This window comes from Frankia tisae, from assembly GCF_025403405.1.
Taxonomy (GTDB): domain Bacteria; phylum Actinomycetota; class Actinomycetes; order Frankiales; family Frankiaceae; genus Frankia; species Frankia tisai.
In genome coordinates this window covers 1-14,175 of sequence record NZ_JANEZT010000161.1, presented here as the reverse complement: position 1 = coordinate 14,175, position 14,175 = coordinate 1, and the positions used below count along the sequence as shown (strand labels likewise).

13 protein-coding genes are annotated in these 14,175 nt (G+C 68.7%); 9 read left to right on the top strand and 4 right to left on the bottom strand.

The window, feature by feature from the left end; translation table 11 throughout:
- From NBZ85_RS16525 to NBZ85_RS16495, 7 genes are all read left to right on the top strand, one after another.
- Positions 1–692: ATP-binding protein (locus NBZ85_RS16525; RefSeq protein WP_261562171.1), on the top strand; the 692-nt coding region annotated here is incomplete at its 5' end.
- Complete coding sequence (locus NBZ85_RS16520; RefSeq protein ID WP_256790454.1) at positions 689–1,042, top strand: DUF6907 domain-containing protein; 354 nt, start codon at positions 689–691, stop codon at positions 1,040–1,042. The genes NBZ85_RS16525 and NBZ85_RS16520, both read left to right, overlap by 4 nt.
- 168 nt (positions 1,043–1,210) lie before the next feature.
- The gene (locus NBZ85_RS16515) at positions 1,211–2,314 is read left to right on the top strand and encodes an MFS transporter (protein ID WP_256790453.1); all 1,104 of its coding nucleotides are present in this window, start codon (positions 1,211–1,213) and stop codon (positions 2,312–2,314) included.
- A complete protein-coding gene (locus tag NBZ85_RS16510; RefSeq protein ID WP_261562170.1) occupies positions 2,215–4,206 on the top strand; it encodes a KAP family P-loop NTPase fold protein in 1,992 nt (663 codons plus the stop codon). Before NBZ85_RS16515 ends, NBZ85_RS16510 begins: the two co-directional genes overlap by 100 nt.
- Positions 4,206–4,940 (top strand): Qat anti-phage system associated protein QatB, encoded by a 735-nt coding sequence (locus NBZ85_RS16505; protein WP_256790096.1) that lies wholly within the window; start codon positions 4,206–4,208, stop codon positions 4,938–4,940. The genes NBZ85_RS16510 and NBZ85_RS16505 overlap by 1 nt, the downstream gene beginning before the upstream one ends.
- Positions 4,937–6,307 carry a Qat anti-phage system QueC-like protein QatC gene (qatC, locus tag NBZ85_RS16500; RefSeq protein ID WP_256790095.1) on the top strand — a complete coding sequence of 457 codons (1,371 nt, stop codon included), beginning with the start codon at positions 4,937–4,939 and terminating at the stop codon, positions 6,305–6,307. Before NBZ85_RS16505 ends, qatC begins: the two co-directional genes overlap by 4 nt.
- The gene (locus NBZ85_RS16495; protein WP_256790094.1) at positions 6,304–7,050 is read left to right on the top strand and encodes a TatD family hydrolase; all 747 of its coding nucleotides are present in this window, start codon (positions 6,304–6,306) and stop codon (positions 7,048–7,050) included. Before qatC ends, NBZ85_RS16495 begins: the two co-directional genes overlap by 4 nt.
- Positions 7,051–7,113: 63 nt before the next feature.
- On the opposite strand, the gene NBZ85_RS16490 is transcribed toward NBZ85_RS16495, so the two are convergent.
- From NBZ85_RS16490 to NBZ85_RS16475, 4 genes are all read right to left on the bottom strand, one after another.
- The gene (locus NBZ85_RS16490; RefSeq protein ID WP_261562169.1) at positions 7,114–8,289 is read right to left on the bottom strand and encodes a hypothetical protein; all 1,176 of its coding nucleotides are present in this window, start codon (positions 8,287–8,289) and stop codon (positions 7,114–7,116) included.
- 810 nt (positions 8,290–9,099) lie between these two features.
- Positions 9,100–11,427 (bottom strand): heavy metal translocating P-type ATPase, encoded by a 2,328-nt coding sequence (locus NBZ85_RS16485; protein WP_256790092.1) that lies wholly within the window; start codon positions 11,425–11,427, stop codon positions 9,100–9,102.
- Between the two features lie 80 nt (positions 11,428–11,507).
- The gene (locus NBZ85_RS16480; protein WP_308205185.1) at positions 11,508–11,705 is read right to left on the bottom strand and encodes a heavy-metal-associated domain-containing protein; all 198 of its coding nucleotides are present in this window, start codon (positions 11,703–11,705) and stop codon (positions 11,508–11,510) included.
- Positions 11,706–12,323: 618 nt separating this feature from the next.
- The gene (locus NBZ85_RS16475) at positions 12,324–12,890 is read right to left on the bottom strand and encodes a TetR/AcrR family transcriptional regulator (protein ID WP_256790090.1); all 567 of its coding nucleotides are present in this window, start codon (positions 12,888–12,890) and stop codon (positions 12,324–12,326) included.
- A gap of 114 nt (positions 12,891–13,004) precedes the next feature.
- On the opposite strand from NBZ85_RS16475, the gene NBZ85_RS16470 reads away from it, so the two are divergent.
- Both NBZ85_RS16470 and NBZ85_RS16465 read left to right on the top strand, forming a co-directional pair.
- A complete protein-coding gene (locus NBZ85_RS16470) occupies positions 13,005–13,184 on the top strand; it encodes a hypothetical protein (protein ID WP_256790089.1) in 180 nt (59 codons plus the stop codon).
- 37 nt (positions 13,185–13,221) lie between these two features.
- Entirely contained in the window at positions 13,222–14,151 is a 930-nt protein-coding gene (locus NBZ85_RS16465) for an ABC transporter ATP-binding protein (RefSeq protein ID WP_256790088.1), read from the top strand.
- The last annotated feature ends 24 nt before the right edge of the window (positions 14,152–14,175 follow it).

Sequence of the window (14,175 nt, the reverse complement as noted above, 5' to 3'; positions counted from 1 at the left end):
CCGCTCCCTCCCACCACCTGCCGCACCGGGTCTGGTACTACCCCACGGACCCCCGCTCCGCGGGCGCCGCCCGCCGCGACCTCGCAGCACAGCTCCACGAGTGGGGGCTCGGCGAGCTGATCGATCCCGCTGTCCTGGTGGTGTCGGAACTGGCCAGCAACGCCCTCATCGCCAGCCTGCGAGCACGAGACCAGCACGGTGACGACGCTGCGGTGTCTCGGGTCGCGGTGCGCCTCACCTACGGCCACCACAACGTGATCGTCGAGGTGTGGGACGGCGTAGCGGACGTTCCGATTCTCCGGGCCGCCGACCCCGACGCGGAGAACGGCCGCGGCCTGCACCTGGTGGCGGCCCTGGCCCGGGACTCGGGCTGCTACCGGGTCCGTGTCCAGGACACCGACGGCGGCCATCGGACGAACGGCAAGGTCGCCTGGGCGATCCTGCCCCACGGCACCTCACCCGCCCGTCCCGTCACGGACACCCCGCCGGACTCGCCGGGCCTGCCACGGCGTAGCCCCGACATGCCTATCAGCGGGAACGCACCGGACCTGGACCCGGACGCCGTCGACCTCGTACTGCTGCAACGGGTGATCGACGGCCTGCGCGCCCTGAACGACTGGACACGTGACGCCACGCCAACCCGATCCGACCGGCCCGCCCTACCGACCTCGAACGGAGAAGCACTCCCATGACCGACGACTTCGCCTGCCCACCCTGGTGCCAGCAGTCCGCCGGGCACCTGCACGTGGAGACTGACGGTCCCGGGGACTACCACACCGCCGAGATCGCCCTGATCGACCTGCCGGAGATCCCCGGGCTCCGTGGGGAGACCGCCTTCGCGGTGCGGGTCGAGCAGTACGTCACCGCGGGGGCGGTCTACCAGCCGGTGATCTCCCTCGGCCTCGGCGGCGCCGGCGAACCGGACGACGACGCTTTCACCCTCGACGAGGCCGACATTCTCGCCTCCGCGATCAGCCGCGCAGTCACCGCGGTCCGCAACGCTCGGACCGGCCGCGACCAGGACGACGATGCCCAGGGATAGCGGCCCGACCGGCGCGGTGGCGAAGGTCAGCGCACCGGAGCCGACCTCGCGCAACGCCGGCCAGAACGGTGCACCGCCGCGCTGGCCCCAGAGCAGCAGCCCGCCCCCGGGAGCGATCGGGGCTGGCTTTCCTGCCCGTCGGAATGAATCAGCCGAATCGGGGGTGCGGTGGACGGTGCTTTCGCGGCATTAACCAACCGGAATTTCCGGCTGTACTTCATGGCGAAATGCGTTTCGCATGTGGGTACCTGGATGCAGCGGGTCGCGCAGGACTATCTGGTGCTGCATCTGGGGGGCGGGGGCACGGCGCTGGGGATCACCGTGGCCGTGCAGTTCGCGCCGACAGCGCTGGGCGGCGTCCACGCCAGCGTGTGGGTGGATCGGCTGGCACACCGGCGTCGGGCGATGGCCGCCGAGCAGGTCGCTGCGGCGATGCTGGCGGTGTTCCTCGGCGTGGTGGCGCTGGCTGGGGGTGCGGTGTGGCAGGTGTACCTGCTGGCGGCCGGGCTCGGGGTGAGCACGGTGGTCTCCAATCCATTGCAGCAGTCGTTGTTGGCGGAGATCGTGGATGGACCGTTGCGTTCGTCCGCGGTCGCGCTGAACAGCGCGGCGTTTACCTCCGGGCGAGTGGTCGGGTCCGCGCTCGCCGGGGTCGTGATCGCTGGGCTGGGGGTGGCCGCTGCCTGCTGGGCCAACGCGGTCTCGTTCGCGGCGGTGCTGGTGGCGCTCGCAGCGATGCGCCGCGAGGAGATGTATCCGGCTCCGCCGGTGCCGCGGGTGCCCGGTCAGGCCCGCGCCGGACTCGCCTACCTCACCCAGCGCGGTGATCTCCACGTGCTGTTTACGGTCACCGCGATCGCCAGTGTGCGGCTCATGCCGTTTCAGACGGTGCTCGTGCCGCTGCTGGTGATGGACACCTTCGGGGCGGGTGCGACCGGTCTCGGGATCGCGGGTGCCGCCCTCGCCGCCAGTGCGGTCGTCGGCCAGCTGGCGGCGGGTCGGCGACCGCCCGACGCGTGCGGAGCAGGCAGCACCCGGACGCGTCAGCCGCCAAACCGTCCTCGCGGGCGGGGGCCAGGTCCACGGGGTTGCCGAACCCGATCTATCCTCGTTGTTCGCCTTGGGCCACAGCGGATGCACGGCCCGGGTAGTGATGGCGGACGGAGCGGGGGATGTGGGCGGACAACGAAACAGATGTTGATCTTCTCGGCTTCGACTTTCTGGTGGACGCGCTTGTCGTCGCCCTCACCGAGCCTCGGCTGCTTCCGCTAACGGTCGGCCTCCTCGGGGACTGGGGTTCGGGCAAGAGCAGCCTGATGAAGATCACGCAGCAGGAGCTGTTGGAGATCCGCGCCGGCAACGAGACGCAGTCCTGCTATGCCTGCGTCGAGTTCAGTCCGTGGCAGTACGAGGACTATGACGATGTCAAGGTCGCCCTGATGACGAAGGTCCTCGACGAGGTCAGCCAGAGGACGACCGAGAAGGCGCAGCAGGAGCAGGTGTCCAGGCTGCGTGGTTTCGTCCAGAATCTGGGCCAGTGGGGACGCAAGGGCGGGCGGCTGGCGCTGACTGCCGCGCCGCTCCTGCTCCCGACCGTGCTTCCCGATATCGACCCGACGCTGGCGGAAGGGATGCTGGCAGGGGTAGCGGGCGGGGCCGGGCGGCTCCTGGAAGAGCCGCAGGACGCGACGGGGGAGGACGATGATCGAGGAGGAGCGCGCCTTGATGCTGGCCGTTTTCGTGCCGAGTTCGCGGAGCTCGTCGCATCGTTGGACGGGACGGACGCTGTCGTGGTGTTCATCGACGACCTCGACCGGTGCCTACCGGGAACGGTGGTGGACACGTTCGAGGCGATCCGGCTCTTCCTGAACACGCCGAAGACCGCTTATGTCATCGCGGCGAATCAGGCGGTCGTCGAGTCCGCGATCGACTCGCGGTACCCGCAGCTACAGCAGCCTGGTGGTGGCGGGATCGGTGCGAACTACCTGGAGAAGATGCTCCAGATCAAGGTGGTCATCCCTCCCTTGGCCGCCCCCGAGGCCGACACATACGTGAACCTGCTGCTCGCCGAGCTGCACCTCGATGACGAGCAGTTCACCGCGGTCTTGGGCGAGACTCGTGGACGTCGGGCCGCCGGGGTCTTGCAGGTGGCGTTCAACCTCGGAGTGGCCGGCGAGGTTCTGGGCGACGTGCCGGTGGAGCTCGTCCGTGACCTGGAGTGGGCCGCCAGCATCTCGGAGGTACTCGGTTCAGGGCTGAGAGGAAACCCCCGTCAGCTGAAGCGATTTCTCAACAACCTGCTTCTGAAGCATCGGAGCGCGAAGCGCCGGGGTGTCACGCTTCAGCTGCCGGTACTGGCCAAGCTCATGGCGTTGGAGGAACAGCACGTCAGCGACTTCCAGCGTCTCTACGCCTGGCAACTCACCGCGCCAGGCCCGATTCCCGAACTCGCGGCGGCGGAATCGGTCAACGCGCCGCCGGCGGATGCCGCCGGAGAGGACCCAGATGAGGAGCACACGGCTGGATCGGGAGAGGGCGGGCAGTCTGACCGGGTCCCCAGTGCTCGAAGGTCCCCAGGGGGTCGAACTCGGCGGCCGACAGACGACCAACCCGAGATCGCCGAGGAAGTGCGGAACTGGGCGGGCAAGTCGCACATCACCGCCTGGCTGCGGCTGGACCCGCCGCTCCGGGAGATAGACCTACGCCCCTACTTCACCTACTCGCGCGACAGGCTGACGCTCGGCGTCGCCGTCACACGGCTACCCCCGCGGTTGCAGGAGCTGCTGAGCAAGGTTCAGTCGGAGGTCGCGGGGGCTCGACGGGGCGCCTGCGGCGAGATCGCGACGCTCCCCGCCGGAGATCGCCTTCACTTGGTGGAGGCCCTGGTCGAAATGCTCATACGGCGGGCAGACAGTCCCGCGTTCGTCGCGGCCCTCGAACTCGCCGAACGCGCCCCCGACACCGTGCGACCCGTCTGCGAGGCCCTGATGCGCATCCCGCCGGCGGCGATCCCGGTGCACCACGCAGGGAAGGCTGCCCGGCTGCCCGGCGACAATCCCGCGGTGGCCTCCCTCCTCGAACGTTGGGAGAACAGCACCGCTCCCGGACTGGCAACCGTCATCCGGCGGGCACGTGAGATGCGCCAACTCTCGGGCAGACGCTGATGGGAACCTCGACCGACCGCACGGCGGGCAGCGGCGGCGCCTGGACTCCCCTCAAACACGCCACCGCGTCCTACACACGAGGACTCGCCACCGGTTCGCCGAACACCCCGACCTTCGCCCGGCGGGTACTCGCCCGCCACGTCCCGGTGCTGGGCGGCCCAGGTGCTGCCGCCAGTGCCAGGGCCGGTAGCACAGGGGTCCAGCGGCTCGGCGCGCTGCTCGCCGGCGTCGGCGGCGAGGGCCTCGAAAGCACCCTGGGCTCTTTCGGATTGTCCGCGCTTATCGGCCGGACACGCTTCGACGTCCTCGACGAGATGATCACTTTCGTCGCCGGGGATGGGGACGACCTCGACTCGCAGGCCGCCCGGGACGCCGTGTGCGACGTCCTGGAGGAGGTGTTCGGTGACGCCGACACCTGGGCCGACCTGACCAGCACGGCCGACGCGACGGTCACCCGGGAGACCCTGGCCGCCCTGCTGGAGTCGTTTCTGGCTCACTACATCTACAACCGGGTTCCGGTCATCGCCGAACGGCTCACCCGCATCTCCGACCCCCACGCCGTGCGCCGGGCGGACGAGGAGATGCGTCAGATCATCCAGACTATGGTCTCGCTCCGGCTTCCCGACGACCCGTTCGCGGTGGACTGGTCGGGTCGTCAGGGGCGGCAGATCGCGGACGACGCCCTCCGCGCGACGTACGAGGCCATCCAAGGGCTGGACGGAGACCAGCAGTGACCGACTATCTGGTGCGAAGCGACCTCACCACGCCCGCTGCGGAGCCTGACGATGTCCGGCTTCTGGACTGGTCGCCGGGCCAGACCGCGGCCACGATCCAAACCGGCGATGCTGGGCCCGAGTTCTTCGCCGGCTGGCGACCGCCCCGCCCGGCCGCCGACCTGATGGTTCTCGGAGCGGCGGTCTATTGCGCGGACAAGACCACCTTGCGACGTGGCACGGTCGACTCTTGGACCAGGGACATCACCCTACGGCTCCCCGTGGGCGATACCGCCAGCTGGCAGCGCGCCGACTTCGAGACACCCCTGCGCTTCCTGACCGGCGACCGCTGGCAGCTCCGGCCTTACCACGCCGCTCGACACCCCTTGACCCAGGTCAGCGATGTTCCCCAAGTCAAGGGAGTGGTCGGACTTGGTGTCGACGGCGTGTGCCTGTTCTCCGGAGGGCTCGACTCGTTGAGCGGCCTTATCGACCTCCTGGAAGCCGACCCCGGTCGGCGTCTGTGCCTGGTGTCCCACCACGAAGGCGGGCGGGCGTCCACCGCCCAGCAGCACCTGCTCGACGCCCTCCGCAGCCATTACGGCGCTGAACGCATCATGTCCCGCCGCCTCTACCTGCGACCCGCCCCAGCGAACGGCCAGCAGGCCCACCCACTTCCCGGGCCGCGTGAGAACACCACCCGGTCGCGATCCCTGCTCTTCCTGGCCGCCGCGTTGACCCTCGCCGCGGCAGAAGGCGCCGACGTGCCGGTTTACCTCCCCGAGAACGGGTTCATCGGCCTCAATGTCCCGCTGACCCGAGCCCGCGTCGGCAGCGCGAGCACCCGTACGACACACCCGCACTTCCTGCGACGGCTCGCGGAGGCCACCACGGCGATCGGAGTCTCGAACCCCATCGTCAATCCATACCGCCTGTCGACCAAGGGCGAGATTCTCGCAAGGTCGGCCAACAGCACGCTACTGCAACGCCTCGCCCCGCTCAGCGTCTCCTGCTCCCACCCCGAAACCGCACGCTATGTTGGGCGCAAGCAAGGCAACTGCGGATACTGCTTCCCTTGCCTCATCCGCCGCGCCTCCCTCGCGCACGTCGGCTGGGACGACGAGAAGTACGCCTACGACGTGTTCGATAACGACGACCTGGCAAGGCTGCTCCGTCGCCGCAGCCGACGCGGCGCGGACCTGCGAGCCGTCGTCAGCGCAGCGGTCACCGACAGCCCGGACCGCGACGTCCTGCGCAATGGCCCACTCCCGTTCGGTGAACGCGCCGCCTTCACCGGCGTCTGGCGGCGCGGACTCGCGGAACTCCGAGCCTGGCTCACCAGCCGAACGGGCACCGACCTCACCGACCTGATGCAGGCCGCACCATGACACCGGCCACGCTTACTGACACGCACTGTCACATCGACGCGTACGACGATCCCCTCGCCGTTCTCGACGAGGCCCGCGCCGCGGGAGTACACGTCGTCGCCGTGACCGAGGACCCCGGCAAGCATCGCCTGCTCCGTGCGCGTCTCGGCCGCCGCGCCGGCGTCGAGGTGGCACTCGGTCTGCACCCCCTCCGTGTTGGCGCAGCGAGTCCTCACGAGTTGACCCGGTTTCTGCGGCTTCTACCTCAGTCGACGTGGATCGGTGAGATCGGGCTGGATTTCTCCCGCGTCGGCGCACAGACCCGCCACCAGCAACTCCGCGCCTTCGAGACAATCCTGGCAATCCCAGAACTGCGGACGCGGCCGGTCACCGTCCACAGCCGGGGTGCCGAACGCGAAACCATCGCCCGCCTCACACAGGCCGGAGTGCCAGCTATTCTCCACTGGTACACCGGACCGCTCGCGGCCATCGACGACGCACTCGCCGCAGGACTGTTCTTCTCCATCAATCCTGCGATGATACGGACAAAGAAGGGTGCAGCGCTCCTCCGAAATATTCCGCGGGACCGGGTGCTCCTGGAGACCGACGGCCCTTTCGCCCGCCACGGCGGGCGGCCCGCCCATCCCGCTGACCTCGTGGGCACACTGAAGCTTCTTGCATCCCTCTGGGAAACATCGGCAGCCGAGACACAAACAACGATCTCGGACAATCTTCGTCGACTGCCCGGAGCCCCCGCTTCCTGAGACAAGCGCACATCCTCACACAGCGTTGAAGGCACGTTAGTCGGTGCCTGCTCGTAGCCTTGGCTACGAGTCCGCCGTGCGGTCCTCTTGCGTCGAGTTCGCCCGCTGGTCATCGATGATCCGGTTCATGAGCTCCACCGTCGACAGGTACAACCAGAATACCCAGTCCAGATAGAAGTCGTCGTAATCACGTTTCTGCTTTGCGTCTTGGTGGCGAATATGGAAGTTGTTGGCGATGTCGAACAAGGCGCCACGGTCGGACTTCGCCAGCACCTCTCGCAGTATCCCGTGACGACGCTCCTCGATCACCAGCGCCAGAGCTGCAACCGCGGAGCGCCTCTGGTGCCGCCCGGCCCCACGGCCGCGAAACAGCGAGATCGCGTGCCGAACCTGGTCGTCCTGCTCGCTTGTCTCTCGGGCAAGCAGCGATCGCACAAGTTCCGAACGTTCGTCGTCGGTCACATCGACGAGTCGACCAACGTCGGCACCTTCATCCGCAAGGCGGTAGCGGATGTCACTTCGACGAAGGAGACTGTTTACTCGCCAACGGTACACCGTGCGGCCGGACGCGAGATCGAACTCGCTATGGTGCCACCCGCACTCGCCGAACGAGTGATGCCGTCGTTGCCGCGGCCGTGCTACAAAATCATGCAGGACCTCGATCATCTGGAAGAGGTTCTCTCGGTCCGTAGCCAGCATCTCCGGGTCGATGGGCCATGTAGTCTCCCCGCCAAACGCGTCTTCAATCAAGTATGCGGGAGACGGGTCATACTGATCGTCGACGCAGTCCTTACCGAATCGCCGCTCGAAGTAGCCCGCGACTTCGAGCTCACGGACGAGATCTACATACTGGCGAGCCAGTGCGTTCATGCTCAAGCTCACCGGCCCACGTCGCCCTCGCGCCCGCTCTCGCCAATAGGGCTCCCGGGGAGGTGGATCTTCGTGGAGGCTTTCGGCATTGACCATGAGCTCGCGCAGGAAGAGCTGCTTTCTCGTGAAAATCTGCCCTTGACGTGGGCCGGATGATCCGAATCCGTAACCCGGTTCGGTTACTTCCCGGAAATCGACGACGGGGCCTCCTGCATAGCCGTGAACAAACGCATCTTCCAGCAGCAGCTCGCATCGGTCGTTCCAGTCGCTCATATCGCGCCTGTTCAAGAGCTCGGCAGATTCTGCTACGAACAGCGCTCGGGGCCAGACCAACTGGTAGTCAGGCTCGGCAAAACGGGCGGTCACCACACCATCATCCCGTACCGTCACGGCGATCGCGCTACTGGCCCGGCCGGCACACCCCTGCTGGTAAGGAGAAGCCGCGGAACGGCACGGACGTAGACGACCATGCCGACGACCTCGACGAGGGTGTGTATGACCACGGCCACCGAGGCCCCCGCCCTCGGACCGCTCCCGCACGCCGCTCTGGCCTCCGTGCCGGTGACGCTAGCGATGCCCGCCTGCGCCGCGTGCTGCGCGCTGCCGCTGTTGGTCGGCGCAGGGATACTTACGGCCGGATTCGCCGCCGCGGTCAACCAGATCCTGATCGCCGCCGCGATCGCGCCGGCCGTCCTCGCGGTTGTCCTGGTGGCATGTCGCCAGCGTCGCAAGGCTGCCGCACACGCCACGCCTGGGGGTCCTGCGACTGCGGCGGAGGATGCGCCTGCTGACACCAAGGCAGGACGGGTCACCGCCCTCGCCGCACTGACCGTGGTCGCCAGGCACAGGCGAGTGGCGAGACGGCCTCCTTGCCATCCGCCTGGCCGCTGTCCGGCGGCCTTCATGCGTCCGCGGCCCGCGAGCAGTACAGCGAGGCCGGCGGGAGTCGAGGTATGACGCCATCGAGAACGCCTGCGGAAACAGCAGCGCCGAGCCGAAGCCCTGGACAAGGCGCGCGACGACGAGAATGTTCTGGTTCACCGCGAGGCCGCAGGCGGTCGAGGCAACGGTGAAGATGTTCACTGACAGCGGCGAACAACCAGTGTTGTCGGCCCTTGGCCGGTTGTCAGGCAGGAGACATGGGGCCTAACGCGTGCGGCACCTCGTCCCATGCGGTGCTCACAGCCGGTTTTGTGGGTCCGGGGCGGCAGGGTGGAAGCGGCGCAGCCGCAGGGAGTTGGTGACGACGAACACGGAGCTGAACGCCATCGCGGCTCCGGCGATGAGCGGGGAGAGCAGGCCGAGGGCGGCCACCGGGATCAGCACGACGTTGTAGGCGAAGGCCCAGAACAGGTTGCCTTTGATCGTGCGCAGCGTCCGGCGGGACAGTCGGATCGCGTCGGCGGCGGCGGTGAGGTCCCCGCGGACGAGGGTGATGTCGGAGGCTTCGATCGCCGCGTCGGTGCCGGTGCCCATGGACAGGCCCAGATCGGCCGCGGCCAGCGCGGCGGCGTCGTTCACCCCGTCGCCCACCATTGCCACCACCTTGCCTTGACGCTGCAGGGCGGCCACGGCGTCGACCTTCTGCTCCGGCAACACCTCGGCGATCACGTCTGCCTCGTCGATGCCGACGGAGGCGGCCACCGCGGTGGCCGCGGATCGGTTGTCCCCAGTGAGCAGGACTGGGCGTAGGCCCAGGTCACGCAGCTGCGTGACAGCGGCGGTACTCGTGGGCTTGACGGTGTCGGCGACCACGAGGACGCCTCGGACCTGGCCGTCCCAGCCGACGAGGACGGCGGTGCGGCCCGCTGCCTCGGCGGTGTCCTTCGCTGCCTGCAGTGTGGCGTCAGGGGACAGGCCCCAGTCGGACAACAGTGCGGCACGACCGATCGAGACCGCATGCGTGAGATCGCCGAGGGTGATGGTGCCGGTGACGCCGAGGCCTGCGGTGGCGCTGAACTCGCCGACCGGTGGAAGGGTCCCGAATTTTTCGACCGCGGCGGCGGCGATGGCCGCTGCGATGGGATGTTCACTGGCGGACTCGAGGGCGCCGGCGAGAAGCAGCACCTCGTCTGGGTCGATACTGGTCGCCGCGTGCACGGCGTGCAGGCTCATCCGGCCGGAGGTGACGGTGCCGGTCTTGTCCAGCACGATGGTGTCGACGCGGCGGGTGGACTCCAGTACCTCCGGGCCCTTGATCAGCAGTCCGAGTTGCGCGCCCCGTCCGGTACCGACCAGCAGCGCGGTCGGGGTGGCCAGGCCCAACGCGCACGGGCAGGCGATGATCAGCACGGCGACGGCGGCGGTGAAGGCGTGGACGCCACCGTGGCCGGTGGCCAGGGTGGCGAGCAGTGTCCCGACGGCCAAGATCAGGACGGCCGGTACGAAGACGGTGGAGATTCTGTCCGCGAGCCGCTGCACTGGCGCTTTCCCGGACTGGGCGTCGAGGACGAGGCGGGCTATCTGTGCCAGCCGGGTGTCCGTGCCAACCCGGGTCGCGCGGACGATCAGTCGTCCCCCGGCGTTGACGGTCGCGCCGGTCACCGGATCGCCCGCGCTCACCTCGACCGGCACGGACTCGCCGGTGAGCAGACTCTCGTCGATCGCCGATGATCCCTCGACGACGACACCATCGGTGGCGATCTTCTCTCCGGGTCGGACCAGGAACGTGTCACCGGGCTGCAGCTGCTCGACCGGGATGCGGGCCTCGACCCCGCCGCGCAGGACCGTGACGTCCTTGGCGCCGAGGTCCAGCAGCGCGCGCAGCGCGGCGCCCGAGCGGCGCTTGGCACGGGCCTCCAGATAGCGGCCGGCGAGCAGGAAGACCACGACGGCGGAGGCGACCTCAAGATAGATGTCACTGGCGCCGTCGCCCGCGCTGGCGGTGAGGTCAAAGTGCATCCGCATCCCGGTCATGCCCGCGTCGCCGACGAACAGCGCGTACAGCGACCAGCCGAACGCGGCCAGGGTGCCCATCGAGACCAGGGTGTCCATCGTCGCCGCGCGGTGTCGCAGATTCGTGAACGCGGCGCGGTGGAATGGCCAGCCACCCCATACGACCACCGGGCTGGCCAGGGTGAGGGACAGCCACTGCCAGTTGTCGAACTGCGCGCCCGGCACCATCGCCAGGACCAGTACCGGCAGGGTCAGGATCGCCGAGATCAGCAGCCGTTGCTGCAATGATGCCGACGGATGAGCGCCTTCGTCCTGGGGTGGGCCCGCTGGTGGTGTGGTGTCGCGGGTGGGTTGCGGGGGTAGTCGGGCGGTGTAGCCGGTGGCTTCCACCGTAGCCACCAGATCCCCGGGGCCGAGCATGGCCGGGTCGTAGTGGATGGTCGCCGTCTCGGTGGCGTAGTTGACCGTGGCAGCGACACCGTCGAGCCGGTTGAGCTTCTTCTCGATCCGCGCCGCGCAGGAGGAGCACGTCATCCCACCGACGGCCAGGTCGATGGCCACGGCCGGCGTGGCCGCCCGGGGCTGTCTGATGGTGAGGTCGCTGCCGGCCATGCGTGGCTCCTCCTGCGATGGTTGCCGCGCGCCTGCTCAGGACGGGAAGTCCGGACAGCCGCCGTGGGGGACGGGGGCGGTCAGACGTCGACGAGCGTGTAGCCGGCCGCGTCGACCGCGCCGCGGATCTCGTCGTCGCCGAATCCGTCGCCGGTCACCGTGACGCGACCGCTCGCGAGGTCGACGTCCACGGCCTCCACACCGTCGATCCTGCCGACTTCGCCGCTGACCGAACTCACACAATGTCCGCAGGTCATTCCAGTGACGGTGTAGGTCATCACTGCCATCTCCGCTGTCCTCTCACGTGAACCGCTTACTCACCAGATGCGCCCCGACGTCCGATGCGGTCCCGATCGCACCTGCAGGGCGCTGTCATCACCACCACCATACCCCAGGGGGGTACCACCTGCTAGGGAGCGTCATCGGGTCAACGCGGTCAACTGGGGCGCCCGGTCCCGCGGGTGCCGCAGCGGTGTGAAGGACGACCGGGATGATCAGGCCGTCACGGAGAAGCCGTGGCGCGGGGCCGCCGTGGTGGGTGGCACTCTGGGCGTCGCGCGCACGGCCGCGCATCCCGACATCACGGTGAACGCCCAGGAGCAGGTCGACGAGGGGTTCTGCCTGACCGGACGGAACGCCGGGCCCGCCCTCGCGGACCAGGACTTCTCATCCAGGTCGTGCTTCCCACAGGTTGGACCGCGTTCAAGGCACTGCGGACCGCCTGGGAAAGGTGAACATCGGGTCGCCAGAACAGTTCGGCGGGAAGGCTAGCCGCGGTATGAGCCGATCGGCACGAGTCCCATGAAGGCTGCGCCGTGGATGCCGGCCGCTCGAAGCAGCCCCCGCTCGTTTCGCAGCCAGCCCGGGAGGCTTCCTGGTGCCCTGGCCGGGCGTCGTTAGTCGGGGGGTTTCAGTCCGGCGAGGGTGACGGTGACGAGTCGGTGGACCGCGGCTGCCGAGGGCAGGTTGCCGGCGGCGGTAAGGGCGTGCAGGCAGTAGCTCGCGAGCTCGTCGGGGACGACGTCGTCGCGGAGGTCGCCGGTTTTCGCGCCGTCGGTCAGCAGGTCCCGGATGAGGTCGTGCAGGTGCTGCTGGGCTCGGATGACGTGACCGCCTCGATGCAGGAGCGCGGCGAGTTCGGTGTCGTGGCGCTCGTGGGCGATGAGCGCCCAGGCGTGCAGGACCGCTTCCAGCCGCTTCCCGGGCGCGGCGTGATCCCGGATGTGAGCGAGGTGCTCGAGGTGGCTGGTGATGTGGCGTTCGTGCCAGGCCAGCAGGATCGCCTCGACGTCGGGGAAGTACTTGTACAGCGTCGCGCGTCCGATGCCGGCCCGTTCGGCGATCGCCGACATCGTCACCGAGGACAGTCCGCGTTCGGCTACCAGGGCCGCGGTGGTGTCCAGGACCGCGTCGCACACCGCGCGCCGGTGCGCCTCGATCGTGTCGCTCCAGATCCTGGGCACGCCCCATAGCGTACGCGGCGACGATGGCCGACAACATGACTCGACATCGACATAGTGTCTCGTAAACTGCGGTGGTCATCAGCAGACCCGTGATCGCAGCACAGAGGACGACTCATGGCCGACCTGCCCTTTCATCCCGACCGCGACAACGACCCCGGGGCGGCGTCGCCGCGTGGCTCGACCGGCCGCAAACCTCGATGGAAGTCCGTGACCGTGGTCGTCCTCGCGGTCGCCGTGGTGGCGCTGTTCGTCGTCCTGCATCTGACCGGCGTCGTCGGTCCCGCCGAGCATTAGACCCGGGACGCAGGCATATGAGCAGGGGAGCCCGCAGATGATCGAGGCGATCGGCCTCAGTAAGCGCTACGGCGCCACCTGGGCGGTCGAGGACCTGTCGTTCACCGTGCCGCCGGGTGCGGTGACGGGGTTTCTGGGCCCGAACGGAGCCGGGAAATCGACGACGATGCGCATGATCCTGGGTCTCGACGCACCGACGTCGGGCTCGGTCACCGTCCACGGCCGGCCCTACGTCGGATACCGCCGTCCGCTGTTCGAGGTCGGGGCGCTGCTCGACGCCCGAGCGGTACACGGGGGGCGCAGCGCCTACAACCACCTCTTGTGCCTCGCGCTCAGCAACGGCATCGGCCGGGCCCGGGTGAACACCGTCCTCGACCAGGTGGGACTGCGCGGCGTCGCCCATCGGCGCTGCGGTGGCTTCTCCCTCGGCATGTCCCAACGCCTGGGCATCGCCGCCGCGCTGCTCGGTGACCCGCGGGTGCTCATGTTCGACGAACCGGTCAACGGCCTGGATCCCGAAGGCGTCGTGTGGATACGCACCCTGCTGCGGGCGTTGGCCGCCGAGGGCCGCACCGTTCTGCTCTCCAGCCATCTGATGAGCGAGATGGCCCTCACCGCCGACCGGCTGATCATCATCGGGCGAGGGCGTCTGATCGCCCAGACGACGGTCGCGGAGTTCCTCCGCGGCGGCTCGGACAGCTACCTGCGGGTCCGCTCGCCCCAGGCCGACGCCCTCGCGACGCTACTGGAAGCCCAGGGCATCGGCGTCACCCGGCAGGACGATCACACACTGCGCATCACCGGCGCCGACGGTGCCACGGTGGGTGAGCTTGCCCGGGTGCACGGGTTCGCGCTGCAGGAACTTTCGGCGCACCAGGCATCCCTGGAACAGCGATACATCGAACTCACCGGCGACGCTGTCGACTACCGCACGGTCGAGGGCACCCGCGTCCCGGCCCCGAACTGAGGCCGGACATGGTCACCCTCGCAC

Bases quoted from the DNA above. Each gene is read 5' to 3' on its own strand.
- NBZ85_RS16505 (WP_256790096.1), top strand. From the start codon at position 4,206: ATGGGAACCTCGACCGACCGCACGGCGGGCAGCGGCGGCGCCTGGACT.
- NBZ85_RS16470 (WP_256790089.1), top strand. From the start codon at position 13,005: ATGGCCGACCTGCCCTTTCATCCCGACCGCGACAACGACCCCGGGGCG.
- NBZ85_RS16510 (WP_261562170.1), top strand. From the start codon at position 2,215: ATGTGGGCGGACAACGAAACAGATGTTGATCTTCTCGGCTTCGACTTT.
- NBZ85_RS16495 (WP_256790094.1), top strand. From the start codon at position 6,304: ATGACACCGGCCACGCTTACTGACACGCACTGTCACATCGACGCGTAC.
- NBZ85_RS16520 (WP_256790454.1), top strand. From the start codon at position 689: ATGACCGACGACTTCGCCTGCCCACCCTGGTGCCAGCAGTCCGCCGGG.
- NBZ85_RS16480 (WP_308205185.1), bottom strand. From the start codon at position 11,705: ATGACCTACACCGTCACTGGAATGACCTGCGGACATTGTGTGAGTTCG.
- NBZ85_RS16485 (WP_256790092.1), bottom strand. From the start codon at position 11,427: ATGGCCGGCAGCGACCTCACCATCAGACAGCCCCGGGCGGCCACGCCG.
- NBZ85_RS16465 (WP_256790088.1), top strand. From the start codon at position 13,222: ATGATCGAGGCGATCGGCCTCAGTAAGCGCTACGGCGCCACCTGGGCG.